General features: G+C 48.7%; 23 protein-coding genes. 14 read left to right on the forward strand and 9 right to left on the reverse strand.

Translation table 11 applies throughout. The features are described from left to right. Positions 1-148: 148 nt before the first annotated feature. The gene (locus tag ACN0YH_RS04550; RefSeq protein WP_417378373.1) at positions 149-2,017 is read right to left on the reverse strand and encodes an ArnT family glycosyltransferase; all 1,869 of its coding nucleotides are present in this window, start codon (positions 2,015-2,017) and stop codon (positions 149-151) included. Positions 2,018-2,316: 299 nt separating this feature from the next. Here ACN0YH_RS04550 and ACN0YH_RS04555 point away from each other — a divergent pair, with 299 nt between their 5' ends. Both ACN0YH_RS04555 and ACN0YH_RS04560 read left to right on the forward strand, forming a co-directional pair. Then, positions 2,317-3,198 carry a hypothetical protein gene (locus ACN0YH_RS04555; RefSeq protein ID WP_417378374.1) on the forward strand — a complete coding sequence of 294 codons (882 nt, stop codon included), beginning with the start codon at positions 2,317-2,319 and terminating at the stop codon, positions 3,196-3,198. Further along, positions 3,195-4,628 carry a hypothetical protein gene (locus tag ACN0YH_RS04560; RefSeq protein ID WP_417378375.1) on the forward strand — a complete coding sequence of 478 codons (1,434 nt, stop codon included), beginning with the start codon at positions 3,195-3,197 and terminating at the stop codon, positions 4,626-4,628. The genes ACN0YH_RS04555 and ACN0YH_RS04560 overlap by 4 nt, the downstream gene beginning before the upstream one ends. Before the next feature lie 20 nt (positions 4,629-4,648). Here ACN0YH_RS04560 and ACN0YH_RS04565 read toward each other — a convergent pair whose 3' ends face one another. Both ACN0YH_RS04565 and ACN0YH_RS04570 read right to left on the reverse strand, forming a co-directional pair. Next, a complete protein-coding gene (locus tag ACN0YH_RS04565; RefSeq protein WP_417378376.1) occupies positions 4,649-5,155 on the reverse strand; it encodes an NUDIX hydrolase in 507 nt (168 codons plus the stop codon). Between the two features lie 151 nt (positions 5,156-5,306). Next, positions 5,307-5,651: an FHA domain-containing protein gene (locus ACN0YH_RS04570; protein WP_417378377.1), complete on the reverse strand. Its 345-nt coding sequence runs from the start codon at positions 5,649-5,651 to the stop codon at positions 5,307-5,309. A gap of 415 nt (positions 5,652-6,066) precedes the next feature. Between ACN0YH_RS04570 and ACN0YH_RS04575 the strand changes: the two genes are divergently transcribed. The 7 genes from ACN0YH_RS04575 to ACN0YH_RS04605 all read left to right on the forward strand — a co-directional run bounded on the left by ACN0YH_RS04575 (position 6,067) and on the right by ACN0YH_RS04605 (position 12,229). Further along, positions 6,067-6,522, forward strand: coding sequence for a hypothetical protein (locus ACN0YH_RS04575; protein ID WP_417378378.1), 456 nt, complete (start codon positions 6,067-6,069; stop codon positions 6,520-6,522). A 232-nt stretch (positions 6,523-6,754) separates the two neighbouring features. Continuing rightward, positions 6,755-7,339, forward strand: coding sequence for a glutathione peroxidase (locus ACN0YH_RS04580; protein ID WP_417378379.1), 585 nt, complete (start codon positions 6,755-6,757; stop codon positions 7,337-7,339). A gap of 70 nt (positions 7,340-7,409) precedes the next feature. Further along, complete coding sequence (locus ACN0YH_RS04585; protein ID WP_417378380.1) at positions 7,410-8,579, forward strand: iron-containing alcohol dehydrogenase; 1,170 nt, start codon at positions 7,410-7,412, stop codon at positions 8,577-8,579. 105 nt (positions 8,580-8,684) lie between these two features. Next, entirely contained in the window at positions 8,685-9,977 is a 1,293-nt protein-coding gene (locus ACN0YH_RS04590) for a GDSL-type esterase/lipase family protein (protein ID WP_417378381.1), read from the forward strand. 50 nt (positions 9,978-10,027) lie between these two features. Continuing rightward, complete coding sequence (locus tag ACN0YH_RS04595; RefSeq protein ID WP_417378382.1) at positions 10,028-10,951, forward strand: 1-phosphofructokinase family hexose kinase; 924 nt, start codon at positions 10,028-10,030, stop codon at positions 10,949-10,951. After that, positions 10,951-11,655, forward strand: coding sequence for an ABC transporter ATP-binding protein (locus ACN0YH_RS04600; RefSeq protein WP_417378383.1), 705 nt, complete (start codon positions 10,951-10,953; stop codon positions 11,653-11,655). The genes ACN0YH_RS04595 and ACN0YH_RS04600 overlap by 1 nt, the downstream gene beginning before the upstream one ends. 208 nt (positions 11,656-11,863) lie before the next feature. Further along, a complete protein-coding gene (locus ACN0YH_RS04605) occupies positions 11,864-12,229 on the forward strand; it encodes an STAS/SEC14 domain-containing protein (protein ID WP_417378384.1) in 366 nt (121 codons plus the stop codon). 17 nt (positions 12,230-12,246) lie between these two features. On the opposite strand, the gene ACN0YH_RS04610 is transcribed toward ACN0YH_RS04605, so the two are convergent. From ACN0YH_RS04610 to ACN0YH_RS04625, 4 genes are all read right to left on the reverse strand, one after another. Further along, positions 12,247-13,797 (reverse strand): AAA family ATPase, encoded by a 1,551-nt coding sequence (locus ACN0YH_RS04610; RefSeq protein WP_417378385.1) that lies wholly within the window; start codon positions 13,795-13,797, stop codon positions 12,247-12,249. A 145-nt stretch (positions 13,798-13,942) separates the two neighbouring features. Continuing rightward, positions 13,943-14,686, reverse strand: a complete 744-nt coding sequence (locus ACN0YH_RS04615; protein WP_417378386.1) for a class I SAM-dependent methyltransferase — start codon at positions 14,684-14,686, stop codon at positions 13,943-13,945. Positions 14,687-14,737: 51 nt separating this feature from the next. Then, positions 14,738-15,934, reverse strand: coding sequence for a DUF3419 family protein (locus tag ACN0YH_RS04620; protein WP_417378387.1), 1,197 nt, complete (start codon positions 15,932-15,934; stop codon positions 14,738-14,740). Positions 15,935-15,967: 33 nt separating this feature from the next. Continuing rightward, complete coding sequence (locus tag ACN0YH_RS04625) at positions 15,968-16,870, reverse strand: UDP-2,3-diacylglucosamine diphosphatase (RefSeq protein ID WP_417378388.1); 903 nt, start codon at positions 16,868-16,870, stop codon at positions 15,968-15,970. A gap of 307 nt (positions 16,871-17,177) precedes the next feature. Here ACN0YH_RS04625 and ACN0YH_RS04630 point away from each other — a divergent pair, with 307 nt between their 5' ends. Then, positions 17,178-17,975 (forward strand): ABC transporter permease, encoded by a 798-nt coding sequence (locus ACN0YH_RS04630; RefSeq protein ID WP_417378389.1) that lies wholly within the window; start codon positions 17,178-17,180, stop codon positions 17,973-17,975. Positions 17,976-18,007: 32 nt separating this feature from the next. Here ACN0YH_RS04630 and ACN0YH_RS04635 read toward each other — a convergent pair whose 3' ends face one another. Further along, on the reverse strand, positions 18,008-19,630 hold the full coding sequence (locus ACN0YH_RS04635) for a hypothetical protein (protein WP_417378390.1): 1,623 nt from the start codon (positions 19,628-19,630) through the stop codon (positions 18,008-18,010). Positions 19,631-20,012: 382 nt separating this feature from the next. Then, the gene (locus tag ACN0YH_RS04640; RefSeq protein WP_417378391.1) at positions 20,013-20,789 is read right to left on the reverse strand and encodes a glycosyltransferase family 2 protein; all 777 of its coding nucleotides are present in this window, start codon (positions 20,787-20,789) and stop codon (positions 20,013-20,015) included. A 300-nt stretch (positions 20,790-21,089) separates the two neighbouring features. Between ACN0YH_RS04640 and ACN0YH_RS04645 the strand changes: the two genes are divergently transcribed. The 4 genes from ACN0YH_RS04645 (at position 21,090) to ACN0YH_RS04660 (ending at position 24,855) form a co-directional block, all read left to right on the forward strand. Next, on the forward strand, positions 21,090-21,701 hold the full coding sequence (locus ACN0YH_RS04645) for a superoxide dismutase (RefSeq protein ID WP_417378392.1): 612 nt from the start codon (positions 21,090-21,092) through the stop codon (positions 21,699-21,701). 116 nt (positions 21,702-21,817) lie between these two features. After that, positions 21,818-22,204, forward strand: a complete 387-nt coding sequence (locus ACN0YH_RS04650) for a hypothetical protein (RefSeq protein ID WP_417378393.1) — start codon at positions 21,818-21,820, stop codon at positions 22,202-22,204. 191 nt (positions 22,205-22,395) lie between these two features. After that, entirely contained in the window at positions 22,396-22,755 is a 360-nt protein-coding gene (locus tag ACN0YH_RS04655; RefSeq protein WP_417378394.1) for a hypothetical protein, read from the forward strand. Positions 22,756-23,139: 384 nt separating this feature from the next. Continuing rightward, positions 23,140-24,855, forward strand: coding sequence for an ATP-binding protein (locus tag ACN0YH_RS04660; protein ID WP_417378395.1), 1,716 nt, complete (start codon positions 23,140-23,142; stop codon positions 24,853-24,855). Position 24,856 lies beyond the last annotated feature (1 nt).

Raw genomic sequence — 24,856 nt, forward strand, 5'->3', positions numbered from 1 at the left:
TCGCAGTTCTTTCACAGCAGTCTCCGAGTTGATACTTCAGACTTAGAAAATCACACTCTACCGCGTCGCTTGAAGTTGATATTGTATCACGTGATATCAACCCTCGCCACACCTGAAACACGTGAGTAGCTCTGGAACAGACATCAACTCACTCAGGCATCTGTTCTTGATTTTGCATTTTCCGCAAGATATCCCCTGCATGCTGCATCGCTTCCCGTGCCTGGGGAGTCGAAAGATCAAACAGATAGATCGAATAGCCGGCTTGCCCCAGCGGTTTGAGGGATCGGAAACCGGCAAATGGGTCTTTTGCCTTTGTGTAAAGTCCCTGCAGATAATTTGCTGACAAGGCCAGATATTTCCAATTCTCCAGGTCGTCAGGCAGCTTCTGTTTCATATCGTGGGCAGAAATCCCAAATGCGTGAGGACTTGCGGTTCCAAAATAATAGAGGAGACAGCGGTCTCGGTTTTCCGGAGGGAGATCGTCCAGAAGTGTTTTCAGAGCAGGCAGATCCTGTCCCCAGTCCAGATTGGAATCGAGCAGATAAAATCGCCCGGCAGCGGGTCCGCCAATACGGTCATTGAAGTAGGACAGGTAATCCGGTTGCACAGAAGTGATTGAGATGATCTGAAAGCAGATACACAGACAACCAAATAAATAGAGCAACCAGGCACGAGACGGAAACCAGCGCCAGATCTGATCGATCGTAAACAGAAACAGCAGTGGATAAAGAGTGAGCAGGTAACGTTGCCCCAGATTCAAGCGACTGGTCAATGCCATTCCAAACAAGACGACCATTGCCAGCAACCAGATCAGCGGCGCATGGCTGGTCGGTTCTGAATCTGCATTCGGTCTGATTCGGTTCTGGTCTACCGTCGAAATTGAAGCACGGCGATGTCGGACTGATTGCCAGGTTTCAAACAGCAGACAGAAGGCTAAGCAGAATGCGAGTAACGTGAACAGCAATTCCACGGGAGTACTCTTCAGGCTCCAGGCGACTGGGAAGTAATACCACCAGCCATGCTCAGAAACCGCACCCATCAGGTAAGCATCATGGCCTCCCGCATTATGCAGGAATTGAAACAGCATGCCGGCAAAGGGCGCGGGGCGTTTTAATGAATTGTGCGAGACTTCCATAATCTGCTGTGCGACAGGCCCGCGCCCCAGCACACGCACCCAGACAGAGGTGTCGGGTGTATCCTGATAGGGAACAGACTTTAATGAACCGGCAAAGCTGAATAAATGAAAGGCCCAGGTCAATGGAATCAGCAGGATCAGAAACAGTGTGAATTTCCCGGCAGCCTGCCTCGACAGAGACCAGACGTTATGCCCGGGCATTGAAGCATGACCCGGTATGGCAGTTAGAATTAGCACTACCAGCGTACAAGGTAGCAGAAAAACCCCCAGGTACTTGGTGGAAATCGCCAGGGAAACCGCCAATGATAACCAGCAGAGATTGCGCGCTGTTGGTATTTTCCCGTACCGGGCCAAAGTGGCCAAGGCAATCAATGCGAATAATGTGAAACAGGCATCGGTGGTTGCCAATGAGAAGTGCGCGATCATCGTGGGAGAAAAGGTAACCAGTGCTGCCCCGAGAATGCCAGCCGCATATCCTCGCCGCAGATAAAGCCAACTATAAATCAGCAACATCGTCGGGACACCAACCAGAAGTGCATTCAAGCATCGGGCTTGATTAATCAACGGAGGATCGATGATTTCTCCCTGCCAGATATCGCTACGGGCAGCGCCACCTGCCCGCCAGGCGACAGGCAGATAATTGAGCAGGACCGGCACCGGAGCCACACCAGCGCCACTGATCCGTTCATCCAGAGCCCCCTGATGAACCGTGGCTAAAGCGGTCCCTAAGAAATAGGTTTCATCATAAGTCGGGCTTTTAATATTCCGAAAAGCCATTGACTGCTCAAGAATCAATGCTGCAAATAACAGGGGAGTTCCCCAGACCAGGAACTGCCAGCCTGTCAATTTGCGATGTTTTTCTTTGCTGATTTGCGTGCGCACAAATACAATCTCAAACAAGAAACAATGCCAGAAATCGCTATGAACAAAAAATGTCTGTGCCTTCATCGCTTCTGTGGCTGGTAAGCCACTCAACAAAGTATCATAGCATCTCAGTTGGAACTCGTCCTCTACTATTTGATTTCTTTGGACTTTTCAATTATGCAACAGTCTTCCTGCAAACTGGCATTAGACTCCCCTGATCCCGCTTCTTGACATTCGTCGACTTGAGCCATAGACTCGGGATTTGCTTTTCAACGTCCCTGCCAATACCGGTAAAGTACTACTCTTGAGACTGCTGCATGTCCCGTCTGGTGCGCTTGATCCTGATTCTGCTGCTACTGATATCGGTTCCCGGCATGGCTTATGTCTGGTTGATGCCAGTGGAATATTTTCAGACCTGGATGATTGAACGGGCAAACCCGGATCAATATTCCCAGTTTTCGGCCCATGAACAGGGCCAGGCAGTGACAGTTCTACTGCGAATTCTGCTCCCCCTGTTAGCGGTCCTGACTATCGCGGGATTTATCTTTTTTCAGCGAGTTGTCCTACTTGTCGATCATAGCTGGCACAGCTTGAAACATTTAACCTCACTACAGCAACCAAAGCGAACCAGTCTGTTTCGGTTGCTGTTAATCAGCTGGTTCGTTCTGGGGCTTGTCCATTTTGCAGGGGGTGTCAGCCGCCGGATCGAAGACTGGCCGTGGTACCATTTTCGTGCTGGCAGTGACATGATGCCTAACATCAGCGACTCTAACCGAGAGGTAATTCGCTTTGTGGAACAGGCAACCGAAGAAGATGCCCGTATTCTGGTATTGAGCGATCAGAAACTTTTTTTTCTGTCTTACTACCTGCTGCCGCGAAAGCTGTTTCATCCACTGCATCCGGAAAGCGAATTTGTCATCCCCAAAGAATTTCAGCAACGTCAGTTGAAAGCATATCGACTGCCCGAACTCGAGCCACAGTACCTGGAACAGATCGCGCCTGATTATATTCTGGAATATTATGAGGGAGGAGACTATTTGGAAAAAGACCGTCTGTGGGAAGACCCGCGCTGGGTCCAGTTTATGCAAAGTCAGTATGGGCCCGATTACGAGCCGACCTTTAATGTCCGATTACGACCATACCAGAAACCGGAACTGCAAATCGATGCTGCCCCGCAGAAGCAGGGAGCGAAACCTTGACCGATCTGATGCTGATTTTACTGGCTGTAGCAGGAAACTGGGGCGTAGGAATTGCTGTGGCTCAGATGCTGCTTAATCCAGTCCTGCGATCGACTCTAACACAGACCTCGCTGACGGAACTACTGGGGTTGGGGCTTGTGTTCGGCTATGGCGCTACAGCATTCTTTTATTTCCTGTGGGGCTGGATCGGCTTGAGTTATTCCTCCACCCAATCCTGTTCCTGGATGTGCCTTGGGCTACTTCTCGGGACGTTCACGCTGCTCCTGCGTTTCCGTGCCTCGCGAAAATATCCCAGCGATGTTGCGGCATCCGAAGCTGACAATGATTTCAAAAAACTATGCTTGGCAATTCTGTTATTTTTGGGTTTGACGACGTTGATTCAGTCATTAATGACTCCTCAACGTTTCTGGGACGAACGTGCGATTTTCGGGCTCAAATCAATTGTGCTGTTTCAGGAAGGGTCCCTGCAAAATGAAGCATTACTACATCCAGATTTCGTGCAATACCATCCGAAGTACCCGTTATTAATTCCATTGAATCAAACCCACTTCTATCTGCTGCTGGGGGAAGTCAATGACCGCTGGTCAAAGATCATGTTCCCATTGTTGTACCTGGGAATGGTACTCTGTTTTCAAGGTGTACTGCAGCGGAGCAGTCGACAGCCCGCGCGTGCCTGGCTGTTTACCCTGATGCTCGCATCCATCCCTTCCATGGTCCCCTGGGAATATGGATTTCTGTCAGGTCAGGGTGATGGTCCTGTTGCCTGCTTTCATACGATCACTCTGCTCTATCTCTGGAGTTATCTAACAGAACTCAGAAGAGCAGAACCCGACGCTGCAGTTCTTAAAGTCCTGCCATTGATCGCCGGACTGGCAGCAGGAATGACAATCTTTACCAAAGACGAAGGAATTGCTTTTTTTCTGATCGACCTGATTGCGATCGCGATTGTCAGCCTGTTGTACTTCCGAGACAGGTTGCTCTCGATTTCGTCTGCTGCGGGTAAATTCGGTTTGACAACGCTACTGTTGATCACACCCTGGTTGCTTTATCGGAGACATCTGCCTGCAACGACCGAGATGACGTATTTCAGCAGAATGCAAATCACGAATCTGACCGAGGGGGTTGCAGCGTTCCGGTGGGCAGTCACACATCTGTTGCAATGCATGTTCCTAGAGGCGTGGAGATGGGGACTGCAATGGTGGGCGTTAGTGATATCCCTGTTTGCATTTCCAGCCAGGGTGTTCCGGCCTCAGCAGTTATTTCTTCTACTCAATCTGCTGGGTGCGCTCTCGGCTTTAATTATCGCCGGCATGATTGCGCCAACACCGGTCCAGGAACACATTGGCGGTTCCAGCCTGCGATTTCTGTTGCAGATTTCGGGAGGAGCAATGCTGTTGATCGCCGGACAATGGATGGAAGATTCCGAGTGAATGAAGCGATCCCGGTTACGTCAGTGGGAACAGTTCTCACGATACCAGCGATAGAGCTGTCGAAACGGGGGAGTGAACTGACTTTCGTCTTCAGACAACATCTGATCAATCTGTGAGAATCCCAAAAACTCGGCGCGTTCAATTTCCACAGGATCAAAGATAAATGGTCCATCAGAATAAGTACGAAACAACACGGTATGTTCATAGGCGTTGTTGCAGGTTCCCGGGAATTTTTCGAGCCATTCCAGCTGGGTATCGATGCCAATCTCTTCCAGCATTTCCCGCTGGGCTGATTCGAGATAGTCCTCCCCGGCACTCAGATGTCCGGAAGCAGATGAGGTATAGCAGTGGGGGTACTCGTCTTTAGTGGCAGAGCGAAACTGGAGCAGTAATTTTCCCTGGGAATCGAACACAAAGACATTTGCCGCCCGATGCAGCAGCTTGCGTGCATGGACTACGGAGCGGGGGAGTTGCTCAAGAACGTGATCCTGCTCGTCAACGACATCAAACAGTTCTTCAGAGGGCATGTGAACTGGTTTCCAGAAGAGATTCAGGAATGACTGGACTCACGCCTTTCTCCAGGTAAGTGAAAGCGTGCACTTACTGATTTAAAGGAGCGCGCATGTGATCGACAGAGAGAGTATAAGAATCAACTTTAACCAAGTCAAAACTGCGGGACTAAATTGAGTTTTCGGAGAAATAGCTTTCTTCGAAGCTTTCCTGTCCTTCGCCGTCGTAATAGCTGATGACGTAATTCGCCATACCAATGGTCAGAATATCACCTGGGTAAAGCGGGGCTTCATCGACGATTGCCGAATTCACAATGGTACCATTAGTGGACTCAAGATCTCTCACTCGAACTGCATTGTTGTGAAATGTCAATTCGCATTGTTGTCTGCTGAGCATGGGATCCAGGATCCGTAATTCGCAATTGTTGCTTCTCCCCAGAACGACTGGCAATTCTTCCGTACCAATCTCAATGTCCGGCAAATCAGGATGATCGCTGATAAGATGAACTTTCATAGGGTGAGCCTTTAAGGTTTGAGGCAGAATCAGAACCATTGTGACGATTCATCCAGTTCTGCCGTTGGGCGGGTCAAATTGGGGTAGGGTCAAATGGGGATAGTACAGGTAATACAAAACAAATATTTTACATCCGTGAGTACTTATGTGTAATTCTACAAATAAGATTCTTCGTATGCAATGGGAAACAGTAAAAAGATAGTAAAATCTGAATTTCCCTCAGAATACGGTCAATCGAAGATTCCCTTAATAGTGTGGAATCTGGGAGTTCAAACCAATTTCTGTCGGGATGTACCTGATTTCAAGGAATTGAGAACGATATTGAACAGCATCAATGATAAACTTCTATCGGGCCAACTGTTACTGAAATCACGTACTGACAATCATTCATGATCGGGAAAGGTCATAATCGACGATGGGGAACTTTGTAGGTACATTTATCCTGCTGCAGGATTCCGTCGATCAGAAAACGCACTGGTTGGCCCACTGGAATTATGAACGTCAGGAATTCATGCTGCCGGGTGATAAGAAACGCCCCTACGAAACGTTTCAGCATTGCCTGATTTCCGAACTGGAGAAGACATTCGAACTCGTTCCGTTTGAGGATTTTATCCTTTCGCAAGAACCACTGACCCACCTGGCTTTCAGTGAAAAATCGACCTTAAATGATTCATCTGAACATTATATCGTCGAATTATTTGAATTTCAGGAACTCAACTCAGCTGCCCGGAAGTCACTGGAAAACGATCTACGAAACCGCTGGATCAACGAGCAGGAAATCGAATTCGGTTCCACCATGGATGGCTTCCCGGTCTCGGATCTGTTTCGCTCACTCTATTATAAAGCGAACCTTGCCAGACGCCTCTCCTGATCTCGCCAGCCAGCCTGCCTCTCCTGTCCGATACAACCTTGGACTTCTCCCTGAAACGCTTCCCGACAATTGATTCTCTTGTGAACTAATAGTATTATTAATTAAGATCTGACTATAATACTGTATATGGTCGAGGGATCGCGGTATTCTCGCAAGATGCGATTGATAGCACTATTCGTTTTACTTATTTCAGGCCGAGCATTTTGCCGGAGCCTCAACCTTGGAGAGATCGATGAGAAACCTCAAATCGCTGACGATGCTGGCATGTGTACTGGCTTTAACTTGTTCCATGAGCCTGGCCGGGCAAACCGATAAAAAATCAGTTCCCCCCGTTTTGAATCGCACTGTGAAAACGCTGGACGGGAAAGAGGTCAACCTGAGCAAGTACAAAGACAAAGTGCTGTTGATCGTTAATACGGCCAGTAAATGTGGTGCAACCCCCCAATACAAAGACCTGCAGGCACTCCACGAAAAATATAAAGACCAGGGACTGGTTGTTCTTGGCTTTCCCTGTAATCAGTTTGGCGGCCAGGAACCTGGAACTGCCGTGCAGATTTCCGAATTCTGCAGCAAGAACTATGGCGTCACTTTTGATATGTTCAACAAGATTGACGTAAAAGGCGAAGATGCTGATGCACTTTATCAGTACCTGACCTCGAAAAAAGCGAACCCTAAAACTGCCGGTCCAGTCAAATGGAACTTTGAAAAGTTTCTCATCAGCCGCGATGGTGATATCGCAGCTCGTTTCCGCACCCGTGATAATCCACAGTCAGAAGAAGTGACTACAGCGATTGAAACGGAATTGAAAAAGAAATAATCAAACTCTGATCTCAACATAAGGGGATGCATCCTATTGGGATGCGTCCTTTTTTTATGAAGTAGCAGTTATGAACTATAATTTTTTTGCACCACAGCAGATTTGCTTTGGCTGGGGACGCTTTCAGGAAATCGGGAATCTTGCAGCTTCCCTAGGAAAGCGGGCATTTATCATCAGCGGTTCGCGTTTTCTGGAATCTTCGGGAGTCATCGAGGAATTGCGTCAATTGCTGTCCCGCGCCAGTATCCAGAGTGAGTTTATTCGCACGATTTCCAACGAACCCGAAGTATCGGACGTGGATCAGACGACCAATCTTCTCAGGCACTGGGGAGCCGGTGCAGGGGACTTTCTTATTGGGATCGGCGGTGGTTCAGGCATCGATCTGGCCAAGGCAACCTCTGCGATGATCACCAATCAGGAAAGCGATACCGTTCTGGACTATCTTGAGGGAGTCGGGCAAGGCTTAAAGCTGACCGAAGCACCGCTGCCACTTCTGGCAATTCCCACCACTGCGGGAACCGGGAGTGAAGCGACTAAAAATGCAGTCATTTCCAGTTACGCACCTCCCTTCAAAAAAAGCCTGCGTGCCGAGCAGATGATTCCAGATACCGTGCTCTGTGATCCTCAGTTGGCCTGCTCCGTTCCTCTGGAAATTACAGCCCGAACCGGCATGGACGCTATTACCCAGCTACTGGAGAGTTATATCTCCAGCCGCGCCCAACCGATCCCACAGGCGCTTTGTCTACAGGGGCTCAGACTGGCGATCCCGGCACTACCCGAGGCAGTGGAGAACGGCAGCGCCCGTAGTGGCCGGGAGGCAATGGCTCATGCCGCGTTACTCTCAGGGATCGCATTGGCGAATTCCGGCCTGGGGATGGCTCATGGAGTGGCCCCTGCATTAGGCATCCACTGTAAAATATCACACGGCCTGGCATGTGCAATGATGTTACCCGCAACTTTAAAAGCAAACTTATCAGTCCGACAACAGGAATATGCTGAGATCTACCGGGGCCTTTATCCGGAGCAGAATCTTTCTGTAGAACAAGCCGCTGAATCCCTGATTGATGAGATTCAACAACTGAACGACCGCATTCACATCCCGCGCTGTCTCTCGGAGGTTGGTGTCTCTCAGTCACAGATACCCGATCTGGTAGCCAGCTCGCGGGGAAACAGTATGAGTGGAAATCCCCGCGAAATCTCTGACGGGGAACTAACGCAAATTCTGGAATCTTTGCTTTAATCCAGATATTTCAGCCTCACTCAGAACATGCTGACTGATTCCAATCTGCCCCGGAATCCGTTAGAATGTTTCCTTCCTGTTCGCACTCACGGAGAAGATTTATTCATGAATTCCACTTCCATTAAACTGATCGTACTCACCCTGCTGGCAGTCTTTCCAATAGATACGCTTCAGGCAGATCCACCAGAATATCATGCGGTAAAAGCGAAACTGCTCAAACCGCGACAGGGGATTGGCAACGCGCTTGAGAAACTGAAATCGGAAGCAGAAGTCCGCGTTGCCTATCTGGGTGGATCCATTACAGCCGCGAATGGTTGGAGAGTCAAAACAACGAAATGGCTGCAGTCAGCTTTTCCCCAAGCGAAAATTCATGAAATTCATGCTGCCATCGGAGGTACCGGAAGCGACCTGGGTGCTTTTCGACTGGCCCATGATGTTCTGCAACATCATCCGGACCTGGTGTTCATTGAATTCGCTGTCAACGATGGTGGACGCCAGCCTGAGGCGATCTGGGACTCAATGGATGGTATCGTCCGGCAGATCTGGAAATCCAATCCGCAGACGGATATCTGTTTTGTTTATACATTTCGAGTGAATTATGAAAAGGAGCTGCGCAATGGAGATAACCCACGTGCCGCTTCTGCCATGGAGTTACTGGCTGACTATTATGGAATTCCCTCCATCAATGTCGCATTAAAAATTGCAAAGCTCGAACAGCAGGGCAAACTCAAATTTATATCCGAGACCCCGGTTGCGGAAGGTATCGTTTTGTTTTCCAGGGATGGTGTGCACCCTCTTGATGCGGGGCATGACATCTACACGGAAGTAATCGCCGATGCAATCAGACAGATGGAAACCACGGCCCAGCCTGTCGATCACAGCTCGAAACTCAAACAGCCTTTCGTAACAGGGCACTGGTCAGACGCCAAAATGATTCCCCTGGAGTCATCCATGCTCAGCGGAAACTGGAAGGTACTGCCTGCAGAAAATGTACTGCAAAAACGATTTGGGGGACGGATGGGACAAATCTGGGAAGCAGATGACCCCGGTAGCAAACTTACGTTTCGCTTTCGTGGTTCCCAGGCGGCCCTGTATGATTTACTGGGGCCAGATGGCGGACAGGTCCAGATCACCGTAGATGGCAAACCGCATGCGAAACTCACTCCCCGTTTTGACAGTTACTGTACCTACCATCGTATCGCCACATTGAATCTGGCAGCGGGCCTGGATCCACAACAGATCCATACCGTGACAGTCGAAATTGATGCCGCGCAACCTGATCGCAGCCCGGTTGCATTTCGTCTCAAAAATCCTGAAGAGGAATTGAAGACCGCCAAGTATCAAGGCACCAGAATCCGGGTTGGTAAAATCATGCTGCGGGGCGAACTGGTTCCCTGACTGTTCGATTTAGCTCGTTTGTACTTTATCACTGTAGAAAGAAATTGGTCATGATCATCGCAGCCGGCTTGAGTCCGGCCTGGCAGCAGATTCTGGAAGTGGATTCCCTTGAGATCGGCGAGGTCAATCGTTGTCAGTCGGCTCACTGGTCCGCCTCCGGCAAAGTGATCAATGTGGGGATCGCGATCCGTCATCTGGGCATTCCCTGCGAAACGATATTTTCAGCGGGAGGATATACCAGGAGTTTGATCGAGACGGACCTGATGCAGCTTCAGGTTCCCTGTCGTATTCTGGATCAACAGAACCCGACACGAATTTGTACGACTGTGCTGGATCGATCAACGGGGCAGACGACCGAACTGGTGGAAAACGCAACCACTGTTTCAGCAGCAGAAGTGTCTGCCTTCGCGGATGAATACCGCAAGCAGATCTCTTCAGCCAAAGTGGCGATATTGACGGGATCTCTGCCTGCAGGTGCCCCTGCAACTCTGTACCATGACCTGCTGGCAGATACAGAGTGCCCCGTGATACTTGATGCACGGGGACCAGAGCTGGAAGCCGCATTAACTCAAAATCCCTTTCTGGTGAAACCTAACCTGGAAGAACTGGAGCAGACACTGGCCCGCTCTCTTTCCAACACCGATCAGATGATCAAAGGGATGCAGGAAATCAATCAGAGAGGGGCAACCTGGGTGGTCATCTCACAGGGAAAAGATGCTTTATGGGCGACATCCCAAGAACAGGTCTATCGCTTCACTCCGGCGGCAGCAGAAGCTGTAAATCCCATCGGCTGCGGAGACAGTCTGGCAGCAGGCATTGCCTGTGGAATTCACGATGGTCGCAACGTGCCTGACGCTATTCGCTGGGGTATGGCAGCGGCAGCCGATAATCTGACCAAACTATTACCCGCCCGATTGTCTAAAACCAACGTACAGGCATTTTTCGATCAGATCGAAATGGAGCAGCTTGTCTGATGACAGACACACCATCTTCTGTTCAATGCCTGCTGGAAGCACGTCAGATCGGACGGCAGACTTCAGACGGTCAATGGTTGATTCGAAAACTGTCACTGAGTGTTTACCCAGGCGACCAGATTGCCATCTCAGGCCCGACGGGATCGGGAAAGTCTGTTTTTCTGCGGTCACTGGCGATGCTGGATGAGATCCAGGAAGGCAGTATCCTGTTTCATGATGAGCCGGTAAGAGATAAACAACTCCCGGAATATCGCAGCCGGGTTGTCTATCTTCAGCAACGACCGGTTTTAATCGAAGGTACGGTGGAATCGAATCTGAAATTCGCCTTTCAGTTCCAGGTCAATCAGCACAAAGACCATAATCCGGACTACATTCGGAGCTTTCTGGAATCATTTGGCAGACCTGAATCCTTTCTCAAAAAAAAGTCGACCTCTCTATCTGGTGGAGAAGGACAAATCGTTGCATTACTACGTGCCCTGATTCTGTCTCCCCAGGTTTTGCTGCTGGATGAACCGACTTCTGGTCTGGATCCAGAAACCACGCAGCAGTTCGAATCGATCATTCTACAGTGGCTCGAATCTTCAGAAGAATCTCCGGCATTTGTCTGGATCACCCATGATCGCAGTCAGGCTCAGAGACTGGCTGATAAAGTCATGCTATTTCCTGCAGGCCAGGTCTCGAAGAATGTCAATCCAGAAGAGTGATATCGCTTAGATTCTGGATGAAGATCTGCTGAAAATTTGTGAAACTGTCTGGAAACGAACCTCTAATCAATTATGTTCATATTCTGACCGGCTTATAATAGACACACACAGTTCACTCAGATTGAGTTGGATCTGTGAGCTCTGGGATTGAAGCAAAACGGAATGATTCCTGTTAGAGAATCTCTCACAATGAATAAGGAGACAATCGATGCCAATTGAAATTTTACACCACGCCGATCAAAACTACGTGGAATTACAACTGTCTGGAAAACTGGTTAAAGAAGATTATCACAATTTCACCCCCAGCATTGAAACATTAATTCAACAGCATGGTGCATTACATATGCTGGTTGTTCTGCAAGACTTCCATGGCTGGACGATGGGCGCGCTCTGGGAAGATACAAAGTTTGATATCAAACATTTCAAAGATATCGCACGTCTGGCAATTGTGGGCGACAGTAAATGGGAAGAAGGAATGGCCACGTTCTGTAAACCATTCACAAAGGCAAAAATCAAATATTTCAATATCACCGATCTGGATGCAGCAAAAACGTGGATCGCAGAATCTGCCTGAAGTCACTCAAAATCAACTCACGGCGATGAACTATCGGCTGCATCTTGCAGTCGTTGACCCAGAAAGCCAGTCGTCCATTCCTGATCTTCGGGAATGGCGACTGACTGTTTAAGCTCATCCTCACCCAATGGATCTAATTCGTCCAATTGCAGTTGAAGCACTTCTATTGTAGCATCAGACGGATCATTTCCATTCCGCTCCCGCTGCCTGATTCGGGATTCCAACTTTTCTCGACTTGCTGAAAAGACCACCAGCTGAAACGGTATTTGCAGTTTTTCTGACAGGTCGCGAAACAAAGCACGCTGCCAGGCTTTGAGCGTTGTGGCATCAACAATAACGGTCCAGCCTGCTGACAGAATGATCTCCGTTAAACAGCACAACCGTTCATAAACAAGCCGGGTTGTCTCTTCAGAGTACAGGTCTGAATCCGGAATCTGTCGTTCGTTTTGCAAACGTTTGCGTTCGACATCAGAACGAATTCGAATCGCAGACATTCCAGCCAGCAGGAGTTCGCTGCCATACGACTTACCACTGCCTGAAACTCCATGTGTCAACAGCAGTTTGGGCTCTGTTTTCAAGACATAGTTTTTGGCAAGTTTCAGATATGACTGGAATTCTTCGCGTACTTCCGCAGCGACCGAGTCTGAGATTCGTGGCTGGCTCAATCTGATCGCGGCAACTTTCGCACGGACCATTGCTCGATATGAAAGATAAAACCTTAAGAGTGGCATGCCTTCATAATCTCCCGTCAGCTCCAGATAACGGTTCAGAAACTGCATGGCAAAATCGGCTCTGCCCCGGTCTTCCAGATCCATTACGACAAAGGCGACTTCGCTCATCACATCTATCCAGCGTAATCCCGCATTGAATTCCAGGCAGTCAAAGAGGGTCACTCCCCGTTCACTCAGAATCATATTTCCCAGATGCATATCGCCGTGACACTCCCGGATATACCCCTGCGACTTACGCTGCTTGAACAGAGTATAAGATTCCTGAAAACAGCGTTCATTTTCAATACGAATCAAATCGAGCAGTTCCTGTACCGAGTCATCTGAAGTAAACAACTCATTCACATGCCGAAAATTTTCTTCTACCGGTGCGAGCACTTTTTCAGGCGCCCCCCACTCCAGGTCAGCACCGGCAATGGCTACATTGGCATGGAATTCAGCAACCTCTTCCGCCAGTTGATTGATATGCTCCGCCGTTAATTCATGCTTCCTGATTGCATCACTCAACAGGCAGTCTTGTGGAAACTGCACCATCTGAACTGCGAAATCGATAACCTCTCCATTCCCATTGAGTTCAGGCATCTCTTCTGAACCAGTCACCGGGATCACTTCAAGGTAGAGTTCAGGTGCCAGCCTTCGATTTAGCCGAAGTTCTTCGTAACAGTATTTTTCACGCAGTTCCAATGTCGAGAAATCAACAAAGCCCAGGTTAACCGGTTTTTTCAGTTTATATGCATAAGGACCAGTCAGCAGCACCCAGGAAATATGGGTTTCCAGTACCCGGAACGATTCCACGGGGTGCTTATATAACGATTTATTCTGAAGTGCCTCGATCAACATCCTGCTTCTCTCCGATAACACACTGACTCAACTACGATATCCGGATCAATTAATCATAACAGATTAGGGCAGAGGACCAGAAGTCAGTAGCGGGAGCGAATAGCAGAATTGAATTTACAAAAGACACAACCAGAGCATGAGTTGCTTAGAGCGGTTTTTTCGCAATCAACGAATAAAATGGGACTTTTATCAGCGGAAGAAAAGGCAGGCTTCCCTGAGATTCCTTGAGAGAAATCGAATCAAAGCGATCCAGCAGATAGGGCAGGTGATCGGAATTCAGAAACACATTGTCTCCTGCGAACCAGACCGGCCAGAAATTTCGTTGAAACCAGCCATGGAACTGCAGGTTGGCCTGAGGAAATTTTCTGGCGACGTAGAAATCGACAATCCCCAGCATACCGCCTGGTCGTAGAAGATCCCAGGCATGGTTCACAGCCTGAAACCAGTCTGGAATCATGGTTAGTGAATAGGAAAAGGTCACTAGATCTACATGCGATTCCGGAGGAGTAAAGGTCGTCGCATCATGACAGACCGCTGTCACATTCGACCAGCCCCGATCAGAAATGCGTTGCGCACAGACATCCAGCAAAGGCTGGCAGAGGTCAACGAGATAGGCACTTTGAAACTGATGAATTCGCTGCCCCCATAATTCTGCATTTTCGCCAGTCCCAGTCCCCAGATCGATCCAGACTCCTCCTTCAGTTACAGGCAGACTTTCAAACAGCTCACAGCGTCCATGCAGCAGGCGTTTACGAAACTGGTCGTATCCGGCTGCCTGCCCCTGGTAAAATGAATTGAGTCTCTCAGCGTGAGTCTGTCCATCAATGCGGGAGGCCAGCAGTTGCCACACAGTTTTGACATCTTTCAATCGCGCACTCAAATAACTCATCAATTGTTATTTCCCTGAAAAATGACGATGGTTCCTTAGAGTCCAAGCGAATCAGACCAATAAATCTGCAATATAGAAACTGCCATAAGTATTCACCCGGTCCTGACCATGCAGTTCAGATGCAAGCTGATTCTGGTACTTCAGCAACTCGCCGACTTCCCGTTGTTGTCCCTGATGCTGCACTGAAATGGGATCAACAAATTCGACCTGCATACCTGCACTCCGCCAGAGTACCCTGCTGTCTGGAGCCGCCTTATCGAGGATCGCCTGCCACTCACTTTGCAATAATTGAGGTTGCGCACCGGCCATCCAATCCATATGGTCTAACAGGATATAGCGGGATATTGTCCCGGGGTGCTGCTGCAGAAACCCTTCCACCGTATTAGTATTCACGGTCAATCGATCAATCAGTCCCGCTTTGAGTCGTTCGAAATTATGTGGCTTAAGATATTCGGGACAGCAATCATGGTCATAACTTCCCGTTAAATAAACGCGCCAGAAATAGTTATCCTGCAGTGAACGACTGGTAAAAACAGTTTCGATGCGATCAATGACAAACTGAACAATTCCGCCTGCGTAACATTGATCGATCTGCGTACGTTGCGGGCGGGGCACTCCCAGCATGGACAATGTCAGATCCCGCCGCATCCACCATTTGATCATCCTGGTCCAGAGCAGTTCGTTCAGATTCCGGGACTGATAAATCGAGCTTTGTTCTGAGACATCGCGAGCTGCCAGCAGCGAATTAATATCATCACGAATTTTGGCGACGCGGTCGATGTAGCAGTTCACAAACCAGGCGAACAACCCGGAGGAACCGCGAAAATAGAAACTGGACCGTTTCCCCTCGCCGGTAAAAAACTTCCCATGTCGGTCCCAGTACTTTTGTGCGGTCAGTGATAAGTCCGCACGTAGATTCTGTGAGTATAACTTCTGCCAGTCGTTCGAGTACCCACGACCAAACAGATCAAAAAACTCTTCATAATCAAGGTTACGAATCGCTGCCAGCTTCAATTCCAGAAGTGCATTCTGCTTAGAATTCACATCCACGGCGTGCACCCGTCGAGGTTCGTCCAATAAATAATCTAACGCGTTACAGCCAGCAGACGTAATTACCAGAACTTCATCATTGGGCCCCAGCTTCAGGGCTGCGCGATCGAGACGAGGATCTTCCCAGCAGGTATTATAAACCAGATTGCCCTGATGCACGATTTGAAAGCTCTTGCTGCTGATTCGTTCAGAAATCATAAACTTGCTCCGGTGAAATTATAAAAAAACTGATCAGCGACGGATCAGTTTCAGAGGATGACATTTTTTCCAGAAACGACTGATGAGGCCAGGCACCTCAGCTTCCACAAAAGCGTCTTGCCTGATTCTTTCGGGACGGACTTGAGGAACAGGTTTCTGGACAGGTTCAATCTCCTGATCAAAAAACACGATTTCCAGTTCGCCGTCACTGTACTCGATCAAGGCGCTGCAATGTTCCACCCAGTCACCTGTATTGCAGTAGTTAACACCGTCAATATCGAGAATGTTGGGGGCATGAATATGACCACAGATGATTCCCTCGCACCGTTTCAACCGAGCGTGATCAGCCAGCTTTCTTTCATAATCGCTGATAAACCGCATCAGGTGCTTCACCTGAGATTTAACAGCCGAAGAAAGGGCAAACTTAGTCTGTCCCTGACGATTCATGAGCCGATTGAATAAGGTGTTCGCGGTCAATAAGACGTCATAGGCAAAAGATGCCAGCACGGATAACCATTGGGCTCCCGTTTCAAATTTATCGAACTGGTCGCCGTGCGTAATCAGGAAACGCCTTCCATCTGCAGTCTGATGCACGAATTCATCAGAGAGTGATACGAAACCAAATCGCTTGCCGAAATCACGTAAAAAATTATCGTGATTTCCAGGCGTATAGAAAACCTCGGTCCCTTTGCGACTGAGCTCTTCCACCCGGTCAAAGATTTCATTGTAGATTTGTGGCCAGCGCCATTTCTTGCGCAATTTCCAGCCATCAATCAGATCGCCTACCAGATAGAGAGACTCAGGGTGGTGGGAATTCAGAAATTCCAGAAACTCATCTGCTCTCGAATGCATACATCCCAGATGCACATCGCTGACAAAAATCGTTCGAATCTTTCGAGATACTGTTGCAGCGGGCTGATTCTGGGACACGATCATATCATCCTCCTTAATGACATTACTCCGCGATATTGGCGGTTCGCTTCCTGGCTGTCACAGCTCTGACTGTGGTGTTTTCTGTTTTGATCTTCTTTCATTGTTGAGGCGGATCTTACCAAGCTTTTATTCGCTGGTGATGAATACAAAGTTAAGGTCTTGAGAATTCATTGTTCACTCAAATTGATGGTAAATGCAGATTATGTTAAGGTTTCCGCTTTAAAAGATGAAACCGGTTCCAAACGAATTCCGGCTAACCAGGGACTGTGTTGTCCTGTCCATCCCAAAGCATTCTGATCAGGAAGCGCAGATGTATGACTTGACCCCTCTCAATATCTTTCTGGCTACACTGCTGGTGTTGGTCAATGGATTCATCTCTTTCTGGTTGAGTTTGGATCTGGAAAAACGACTATTGCTGGCTTCGATCCGCACCGTAATTCAACTGCTGCTCATTGGTATGATCCTGGAATGGATTTTTGAACTGTCGTGGTGGCCCGTCATTCTTTTGCTGATGTTCAGCATGACGCTCATTGCCAGCGTGACCGCAGTTCAACGTTCGCAAAGACGTTTCCCCGGTATCTGGCTTAACAGTATTATCGCTGTTTTTGTCAGCTCCTGGCTGGTGAGTGGTTTTGCCTTAACGGTCATCATCCCTCCTCACAGCTGGTCAGAAAATCCGGCACAGTACCTGATCCCCCTCCTGGGAATGATCCTGGGGAACACTTTAAATGGAATATCACTGGGTCTGGATCGGTTGAGTGAAGAACTTGTGATGCGTAAAGCTGAAGTCGAATTGAGACTCTCATTGGGTGCCACTCGAAACGAGGCTGCGAGAGAAGCATTGCAGAATGCAGTCAGATCGGGGATGACCCCCATTATCAATTCGATGATGGTCGTCGGGCTGGTCTCATTGCCTGGCCTGATGACTGGGCAGATCCTCGCAGGAGCCAGCCCGCTGGAATCAGTGAAGTATCAGATAGTGATCATGTTTCTGATCGCATCGGGTACCGCTTTAGGTACCGTCATCTCAGTACAGCTGGGATATCGACGTCTGTTTAACTCCCGACATCAGTTTCTGTTCGAACGAATCATTCGCGTCGAAAGATAAAGAGGTCAGCTACCCGGAGAAACAGGGCTGATTTAAGAGAAATCCAGCTTATCGAACAGTTGCCGGAGTGTCTGCTCCGGGTAGAGCACGAACGAAATCTCGCGGCTTTGAATCACCGCGTTGGCCTGCATCTGTTGATGAACCAGTTCCAGATCACCATTAATTTTTTCACGCAGAGGCAGGGTCAGCCCAGACAGTGCTGTATCAACTTCCCGAAGTTCGCGAAATCGCAGACGGTTCAGTCGACGGCGTTCGGTCTGCGCCACTGAGTCATCGTGTTTTTCAGCTGCCTGCTGAGCGTGAATCAAAGCCTGCTTTCGCTCAACTAACGGCGCGGCCTCTTGCAGTTGTTCCGTGGTCAAATGCCGATCGGAATTAAAATCCAGATCCCGCAAAATCCGCTGCAGACAGGTCTCATCGCAGTGCTGGACATCAAAAGGCTGGCTGAACGGCAGGAAACGGGTGGCTGACAAAGTCAGGTAGCGCGGCGGAGTCAAATGAAAGAAACGGGTAAAAATCCGATCTGTCATTTCATCATATTTCGCGCCACCAATGCCATGCACGAACAAATCTCCCAGGAACAGCCGGGCGAAAAGAGTCGTTGTCAATGCGCGGGTCCGCAGGCGAATCCCCTGCTCAGGCAGTTGCTTGAGAACTTCAATTGCTGCTGACAAATCACAGTTTTCCCCCATGGGGAGTGAGGCAATAATATCCGTTCCATTTGAGAGTTGAACCTGCTCCTGGTCACGTTTGACGAATAACTGATGTCGACGGGTCTCTCCCGTTCTCCAGATCCAGAAGGGAGACTCAATCCAGCTATCTGATTCGGATAATTCCGGGACGGGATGTGTTTTACTCCGCACGCGGTTTATTTTTCGGTACTCATCAAGAACTTCGTTATGCGTCGACCGAAAAGACCGGGCATTTTTAAAGAGATAACAGGCAAACCATAAAAACGGCCCGGTCTGACACATGCGACTAATGGGAAGCTCCAGATTTTCAATTCCCCAACTCTGCTCCTGCATATGTCGAGCTGCTGCCAGACAATCCGCAAGCCGGTCAGATTTCTGCATATGAGCTACTGCTGTCGGCCAGATATTCCGGAGCAGGGGGGCAGGAAGCTCAGGCCAGACCTGCAATGTCTCATCGACTCGATCTGCAAAGGTACGAAACAATTCTTCATTTTGAATTGTTGTCTCTTCCCACGGTTTTTTCTTGATTGATTGGTCAAAGGAAACTTCAGAGAAATAGGGGTTGGACCGGGTTCCTTGAGGTACTTTGATAGCAGTTGAACTGACCAGGTCGTTATCAACGATCAGATTCAAACTTAAACCTGCCATCTGTTGTGCCGCTTTTCCGATCAACAGATTTTTGATCCAGACACCGGGATGATACAGCGCCGGCTGGTGTCCTGTAATAAACAGTAATTGCTCATCAAGATCAGCGGGCAGGTCAATCGGAGATCCAGTCAGCTCGGCGGTATAACGGGCTGCTTCTTCCAGAACGGCCCGTCGTGCCCAGGTCCTGAGGCTGGAAATGATCTTTCCACTGCGATCTCGAGAGCAGCTATCAAACATTCGCCTGTTTGCTTGTGCGTCATCGATGACCTGTGACAGATCAGGGCGGGCAAACACAACATCATCATATCTTGGCACCCGCAGATCCTGTCTCACCCATTCAGGCTCCGGGACTGACTTCGTACCGGAATCAAATCGGGAATCAGAATTCTGACAGGGAAATGGAGTCACTGAAGACATTTCAATGCTTTAATGGAGTGCTGAATTTGATCAAGTTCATATCGCGTCTGGCACACGACCAGATCGTTCAAGGAGGGAGACGCTCTCTCGAAATTCTTTTTTGTGTCGCATCTCTCAGCCTTCTGTCTAATGCATATCAGATTCGGTAATACTGTAAGGGCTGATGAGAATGATTTATTTTGACTAGTCTCTAGCTGAATGTCGAGTCCTTTTGATTTGATTTCAAGTGGAAAATGGCTGATGTGCTCTTCTCCCCACCTCACAAACCGCGTCTTCTCTTTTACTCACTATAAGAATCGGTATGATCGTTACAATTCTCTGACGCACAACAAGTCATGCCTGCTGCCTGCATTTCACGATCGAGTATCTCATCGTAGTATGCTTTTCGCCTGATCGCATCATCCAGTGATCCGCCAAAACTGCGTTCCTCTTCCAGGTAAACCAGTGGAACAGCGAATTCAACAATCTTCATCGTATGGGCTGCAGCCTGTACCCAGAGTTGGAGGGGCATTGCGTATCCCAGATCTGTCACGTTAAACAGCGACAAGGTCTCTATGCGATATGCTTTCAATCCACAAAAAGCATCCGTAATATCGAAACCAAGCTGCTCGTTAATTCGACGGGTCACCGCAACATTGATCTGACGACGATCTTCCGGGGGAATACTGTCACCATTAAAGGACTTCAGGTAGCGACTCCCGGAGAGGATATCAATGGGATCGTTTTCAAATCGATCGCGCATCTGCTGAACCAAATCGGGAAGCAAGCCGGGTTCATGCTGGCCATCACAGTCAATCGTCACCAGTACATCATATTCGTCCTGGTGCTCCACCGCGTAATCGAAGGCACTCTTCAAAGCGGCTCCATATCCCCGGTTCTCCTGATGGGTGATGATAGTAATTCCAGGGACAGTCTTCAGTATCTCAGCAGTTCCATCCGATGAGCCGTCATTCACGACCAGAATCGCTTCTGCGTACTTTTTCACTTCGGTCAGTACTTCGACTACATGGCGTTCTTCATTGAAAACGGGTAAAGCAATCAGCGCCTTCCGGTCCATATCGCAGATCCTTGAAAATCAGGAGTTTTCTATCGAATTTGACAGCACGGTTTTATTGTAGACCGTAGCCCTCTAAGGTCAACTATTCTGCCCGAAGGAAGCCCCGTGACCGCTGATAACTATATGAAAACTTCATGGCCTGTTGGTTGTGAGAATGGTTTAATCTTCTACAATGGTCAAAGAGGATGTATTTGCACAGGCTTAGATTGTCCTCATTTCAATGAGTTCGACACACCCGGCAATATACGTAAAGTCACCAACATCTCAGACTATTTACACGGAAACAAAAGGAGTTCTCGAATGTCTTATTCGCTTCCCGATCTACCCTATGCTTATGACGCGCTGGAACCACACATTGATGCGAAGACGATGGAAATTCATCATACCAAACATCATCAGGCATATATTTCAAAAGCCAATGCTGCTCTGGAAGGGCATAGCGATCTGGCTGCCAAGTCAATCGAAGACCTGATGAGCGACCTGAGCGCTGTCCCTGAAGATATTCGTGGTGCCATCCGCAATAATGGCGGCGGACATGCCAACCACAGCCTGTTCTGGACTGTAATGTCCCCCAGCGGTGGCGGTGCCCCCAGTGGGGAACTCGCTGCTGACATCGACTCAACCTTCGGCAGCCTTGATGCCTTCAAAGAACAGTTTTCCAATGCAGCTGCCACCCGATTTGGAAGTGGCTGGGCCTGGCTGTCTGTCGATGGTGGAAAGTTGGTTGTAGAAAGCACTCCCAACCAGGACACTCCGCTGTCTGAAGGCCGCACACCGATTCTGGGTCTCGACGTTTGGGAACACGCATACTACCTAAACTACCAGAACAAGCGACCTGATTACATCTCCGCGTTTTTTAACGTCATCAACTGGGATGAAGTTGCCAAGCGTTATGCGGCAGCAAAAGGTTAAGTAGTCGAAAGCGGTTTTTGCTGAATTTTGGTTCGACATCCTACCGCTAAACTACCGATATAATAAAAGCGGCCTTCATATTTTGAAGGCCGCTTTTCATATCGGGAGAAGATTTGATGTCGAACCGCAACTGCTTTTTTGCTGTCCTGGCTCTTATAGCCTGTACACAGGCTGGCTGCCGGACCATCCCCGATTATCATCAACCCGCTGGTTTCAGTAGCACTTACCATCAGCGAATCTACCCTGAAACCGCATATGCTTCGCTCGCGGATGCTTCATCCCGCGATAAGATCAAGGATCCTGGTGTCTTTTACCCTACCGATGTGAAGGTCAAGCAGCCAAAATATGTTGCCCCACTTGCTGAAATCAGAGAACGTATTACAGACGAAGATCTGAGTAACGAACGAAGACAACTGCAACTGGATAGCCTGAAACGGGCCGATGACTACATTAATCAGGAACCCATCTTCAATCAGAATTTCCCTGCCCCTGGTAACTGGTAAATCCCAACTACCGACCGTGCCTTGAGCGTCGCATTGTAATGTTTACATATTTCAAAAAACTGAAATGCAGCCCCAGTTTCTGATTTTGACATAAGTATTAGAACGAGCTATCTTTCCAGTCTGCTGAAATGAAGAATTGGCTGCGTGCAAATCTTCATAGGATACAGTGCACATGGGAAGGAACCCAAACAGTGGTAAATGGACAGCGTGTTGTCGTTTTTGACGGTTTAAATGAAACAGAAGAGGTCCTGAAGGCAATTCTAGAACCCCGGGGATGCAGTGTTAATCGAGTACGTCAGCGTAATTCAAACGACCTGAAATCAAACCGTGAAATCCCCAGCATCGTTGTTGTCCATGATGATGAACTAAACGAGTCCACGACAACGCAACCGGGTTGGAACGAGGTCCCGAAAGTTGTCATAGGTTCAGTCAATAAGCCTAAAATCACCAGTGCTGGTCAATCGACCCGTTTCCTGATGCAACCTTTCCAGTACGCAGAACTGATTGACTCCATCGAAAGTCTGCTGCAGCAATCTCCTGTCAATGACTGATGCCCGGGAATTTCTCAAGCCGGTTCACCCCTGATTCCGCAGATGGGATTTGAACAGGACTCCTGCCTGCGGTATGATTCTATGCAGGGTTTAAGCATCACAGATGTATTGCTCGCCTCAAGTGCACCATTGCGTGGTCTCAATAGCAGACTATCACCAGTTGTTCGGGAAACGACATCTGATCGCTTTCTGATGTTGCTCCCCACCAGCACGTCATGAATTCATAATTCACGTTAAACCCCATGTTTTTCGTATGAACTCAGAAGCAAAACAGTCCGGTAATCAGTATAAAAGAGAGTCAGCTTCAGCGGGCACAACAGATTTTAGCAGACAGAGAATCCCTCATCTCCGCGGGAATCCAGTCTTTGACTGGGAAACAATACCATGAAACGGTTAATAGAAAATGATGTTACCCAAGCGACGTTGCTGGTCATCCAGGGCGTTGATCTGGGGACACGCTTTAAACTTGGCACTGAACCGGCTGGAGTAGGGCGGGGAGTCCGTAATGAAATCCGCATTCTGGATACCGAAGCCTCGCGTCAGCATGCCCTGATTTCTTTTAAAAATGGCGCTTATTCCATTACTGATCAGAACAGTTCGAACGGGACGATGGTCAATGGTACTCAAGTCAAGTCTTCAAAACTGAATAATGGCGACCATATCCAGATTGGTCGGAGCCTGCTGCTTTTCTCCAGCCAGTCACTGGATGAAGATTCCCGTTATATGGCGGAACAAATCGACCTGATCAGCAATGAAGATTCGAACCCGTCCAGCATCACCCATGAAGTGAACCACCGGTTTGATTCAGTTGTTCTTGACACAGCCGATGTTTCAGGAGTCATACAGCAACACGAAATTCAAAACGATCTGCAGGCTCTATACCGTGTCGCCGAGGCATCCGTCAGCCCGACCATTTCTCAGGAAGAACTGCTGAAACGAATTCTTGATCTTACCATCGACACAGTGGGAGCAGACCGAGGCTGTATGTTGATCACCGACCCGCATTCCGGTGAAATTCTGCCCCAGATCTACAGTAGCCGTGAAGAAAAAAAAACAGGCCCGCGAATGCCTGTGTCGCATAGTATCGTGGATTATGTCCTTAATAAAAAACAGGGGGTTCGCACTTCCGATGCGCAACGCGACCAGAGGTTTGAAGGGGGGCGCAGTATTCTTCAAGCTGGTATTCGTGAGGCAATGTGCGTACCGATGCAGGGTCGGCATGAACTGATGGGGGTTATTTATGTTGATACGACGACTTCCCATCCCGAAATGCTGTTAAAAAATGGTGCCGTCGAAAAATTCAGCGAGGAGCACCTGCGACTCCTGGTGGCCATCGGAAGACAGTCTGCACTGGCGATCGAAAACTATCGTTTCCAGAATGCCATGTTGAAGGCAGAACGTTTTGCAGCGATGGGACAGACCATCGCCACCCTGAGTCATCACATCAAAAACATTCTACAGGGAGTACGCGGCGGCAGCTATCTGATCGACATGGGGCTCAAAAAATCCGAAGAGGACCTGGTTCGCAAAGGCTGGAACATTGTTGAGAAGAATCAAAACAAAATCTATCACCTGGTGATGGATATGCTCACTTTCAGCACTGAGCGCAAACCGGCTCTCGAACCTGGTTCGATCAACACCCCCGTCAATGACATTTTCGAATTGATGCAGGCGCGTGCTGAGGAATGCGGTGTGCAGCTCAAATGCGAACCGGATGAAGATCTACCAGAATCCGTTTATGATCACGAAGGGATTCATCGTGCGATTTTAAATATTGTGATCAATGCGATTGATGCCGTAGAAGGCTCTGAAAATGGCATGGTCCTGCTCGAAACTACCTACCTGCGCAAAGCTGACCAGATCCTGATCATGGTTTCGGACAACGGTCCGGGAATTCCCCAGGATCAGATCAATAAAATATTCAATCTGTTCGAATCAACCAAGGGCGCCAGAGGGACCGGAATTGGCCTGGCAGTCAGCCAGAAAATTATCCGAGAGCACGGGGGAGAGATCAGCATTGAAAGCGAAGCAGGTAAAGGCTCACGTTTCACGCTGTCTGTTCCGCGACTGGATGAAGATCACCCGCCTGCTGCAAATTGAC

Origin of the sequence: Gimesia sp. (assembly GCF_048262075.1) — a bacterium.
Classification (GTDB): domain Bacteria; phylum Planctomycetota; class Planctomycetia; order Planctomycetales; family Planctomycetaceae; genus Gimesia.

Bases quoted from the DNA above. Each gene is read 5' to 3' on its own strand.
- ACN0YH_RS04660 (WP_417378395.1), top strand. From the start codon at position 23,140: ATGAAACGGTTAATAGAAAATGATGTTACCCAAGCGACGTTGCTGGTC.
- ACN0YH_RS04600 (WP_417378383.1), top strand. From the start codon at position 10,951: ATGACAGACACACCATCTTCTGTTCAATGCCTGCTGGAAGCACGTCAG.
- ACN0YH_RS04610 (WP_417378385.1), bottom strand. From the start codon at position 13,797: ATGTTGATCGAGGCACTTCAGAATAAATCGTTATATAAGCACCCCGTG.
- ACN0YH_RS04580 (WP_417378379.1), top strand. From the start codon at position 6,755: ATGAGAAACCTCAAATCGCTGACGATGCTGGCATGTGTACTGGCTTTA.
- ACN0YH_RS04605 (WP_417378384.1), top strand. From the start codon at position 11,864: ATGCCAATTGAAATTTTACACCACGCCGATCAAAACTACGTGGAATTA.
- ACN0YH_RS04630 (WP_417378389.1), top strand. From the start codon at position 17,178: ATGTATGACTTGACCCCTCTCAATATCTTTCTGGCTACACTGCTGGTG.
- ACN0YH_RS04570 (WP_417378377.1), bottom strand. From the start codon at position 5,651: ATGAAAGTTCATCTTATCAGCGATCATCCTGATTTGCCGGACATTGAG.
- ACN0YH_RS04625 (WP_417378388.1), bottom strand. From the start codon at position 16,870: ATGATCGTGTCCCAGAATCAGCCCGCTGCAACAGTATCTCGAAAGATT.
- ACN0YH_RS04645 (WP_417378392.1), top strand. From the start codon at position 21,090: ATGTCTTATTCGCTTCCCGATCTACCCTATGCTTATGACGCGCTGGAA.
- ACN0YH_RS04585 (WP_417378380.1), top strand. From the start codon at position 7,410: ATGAACTATAATTTTTTTGCACCACAGCAGATTTGCTTTGGCTGGGGA.
- ACN0YH_RS04620 (WP_417378387.1), bottom strand. From the start codon at position 15,934: ATGATTTCTGAACGAATCAGCAGCAAGAGCTTTCAAATCGTGCATCAG.
- ACN0YH_RS04575 (WP_417378378.1), top strand. From the start codon at position 6,067: ATGGGGAACTTTGTAGGTACATTTATCCTGCTGCAGGATTCCGTCGAT.
- ACN0YH_RS04555 (WP_417378374.1), top strand. From the start codon at position 2,317: ATGTCCCGTCTGGTGCGCTTGATCCTGATTCTGCTGCTACTGATATCG.
- ACN0YH_RS04595 (WP_417378382.1), top strand. From the start codon at position 10,028: ATGATCATCGCAGCCGGCTTGAGTCCGGCCTGGCAGCAGATTCTGGAA.
- ACN0YH_RS04640 (WP_417378391.1), bottom strand. From the start codon at position 20,789: ATGGACCGGAAGGCGCTGATTGCTTTACCCGTTTTCAATGAAGAACGC.
- ACN0YH_RS04590 (WP_417378381.1), top strand. From the start codon at position 8,685: ATGAATTCCACTTCCATTAAACTGATCGTACTCACCCTGCTGGCAGTC.
- ACN0YH_RS04615 (WP_417378386.1), bottom strand. From the start codon at position 14,686: ATGAGTTATTTGAGTGCGCGATTGAAAGATGTCAAAACTGTGTGGCAA.
- ACN0YH_RS04650 (WP_417378393.1), top strand. From the start codon at position 21,818: ATGTCGAACCGCAACTGCTTTTTTGCTGTCCTGGCTCTTATAGCCTGT.
- ACN0YH_RS04565 (WP_417378376.1), bottom strand. From the start codon at position 5,155: ATGCCCTCTGAAGAACTGTTTGATGTCGTTGACGAGCAGGATCACGTT.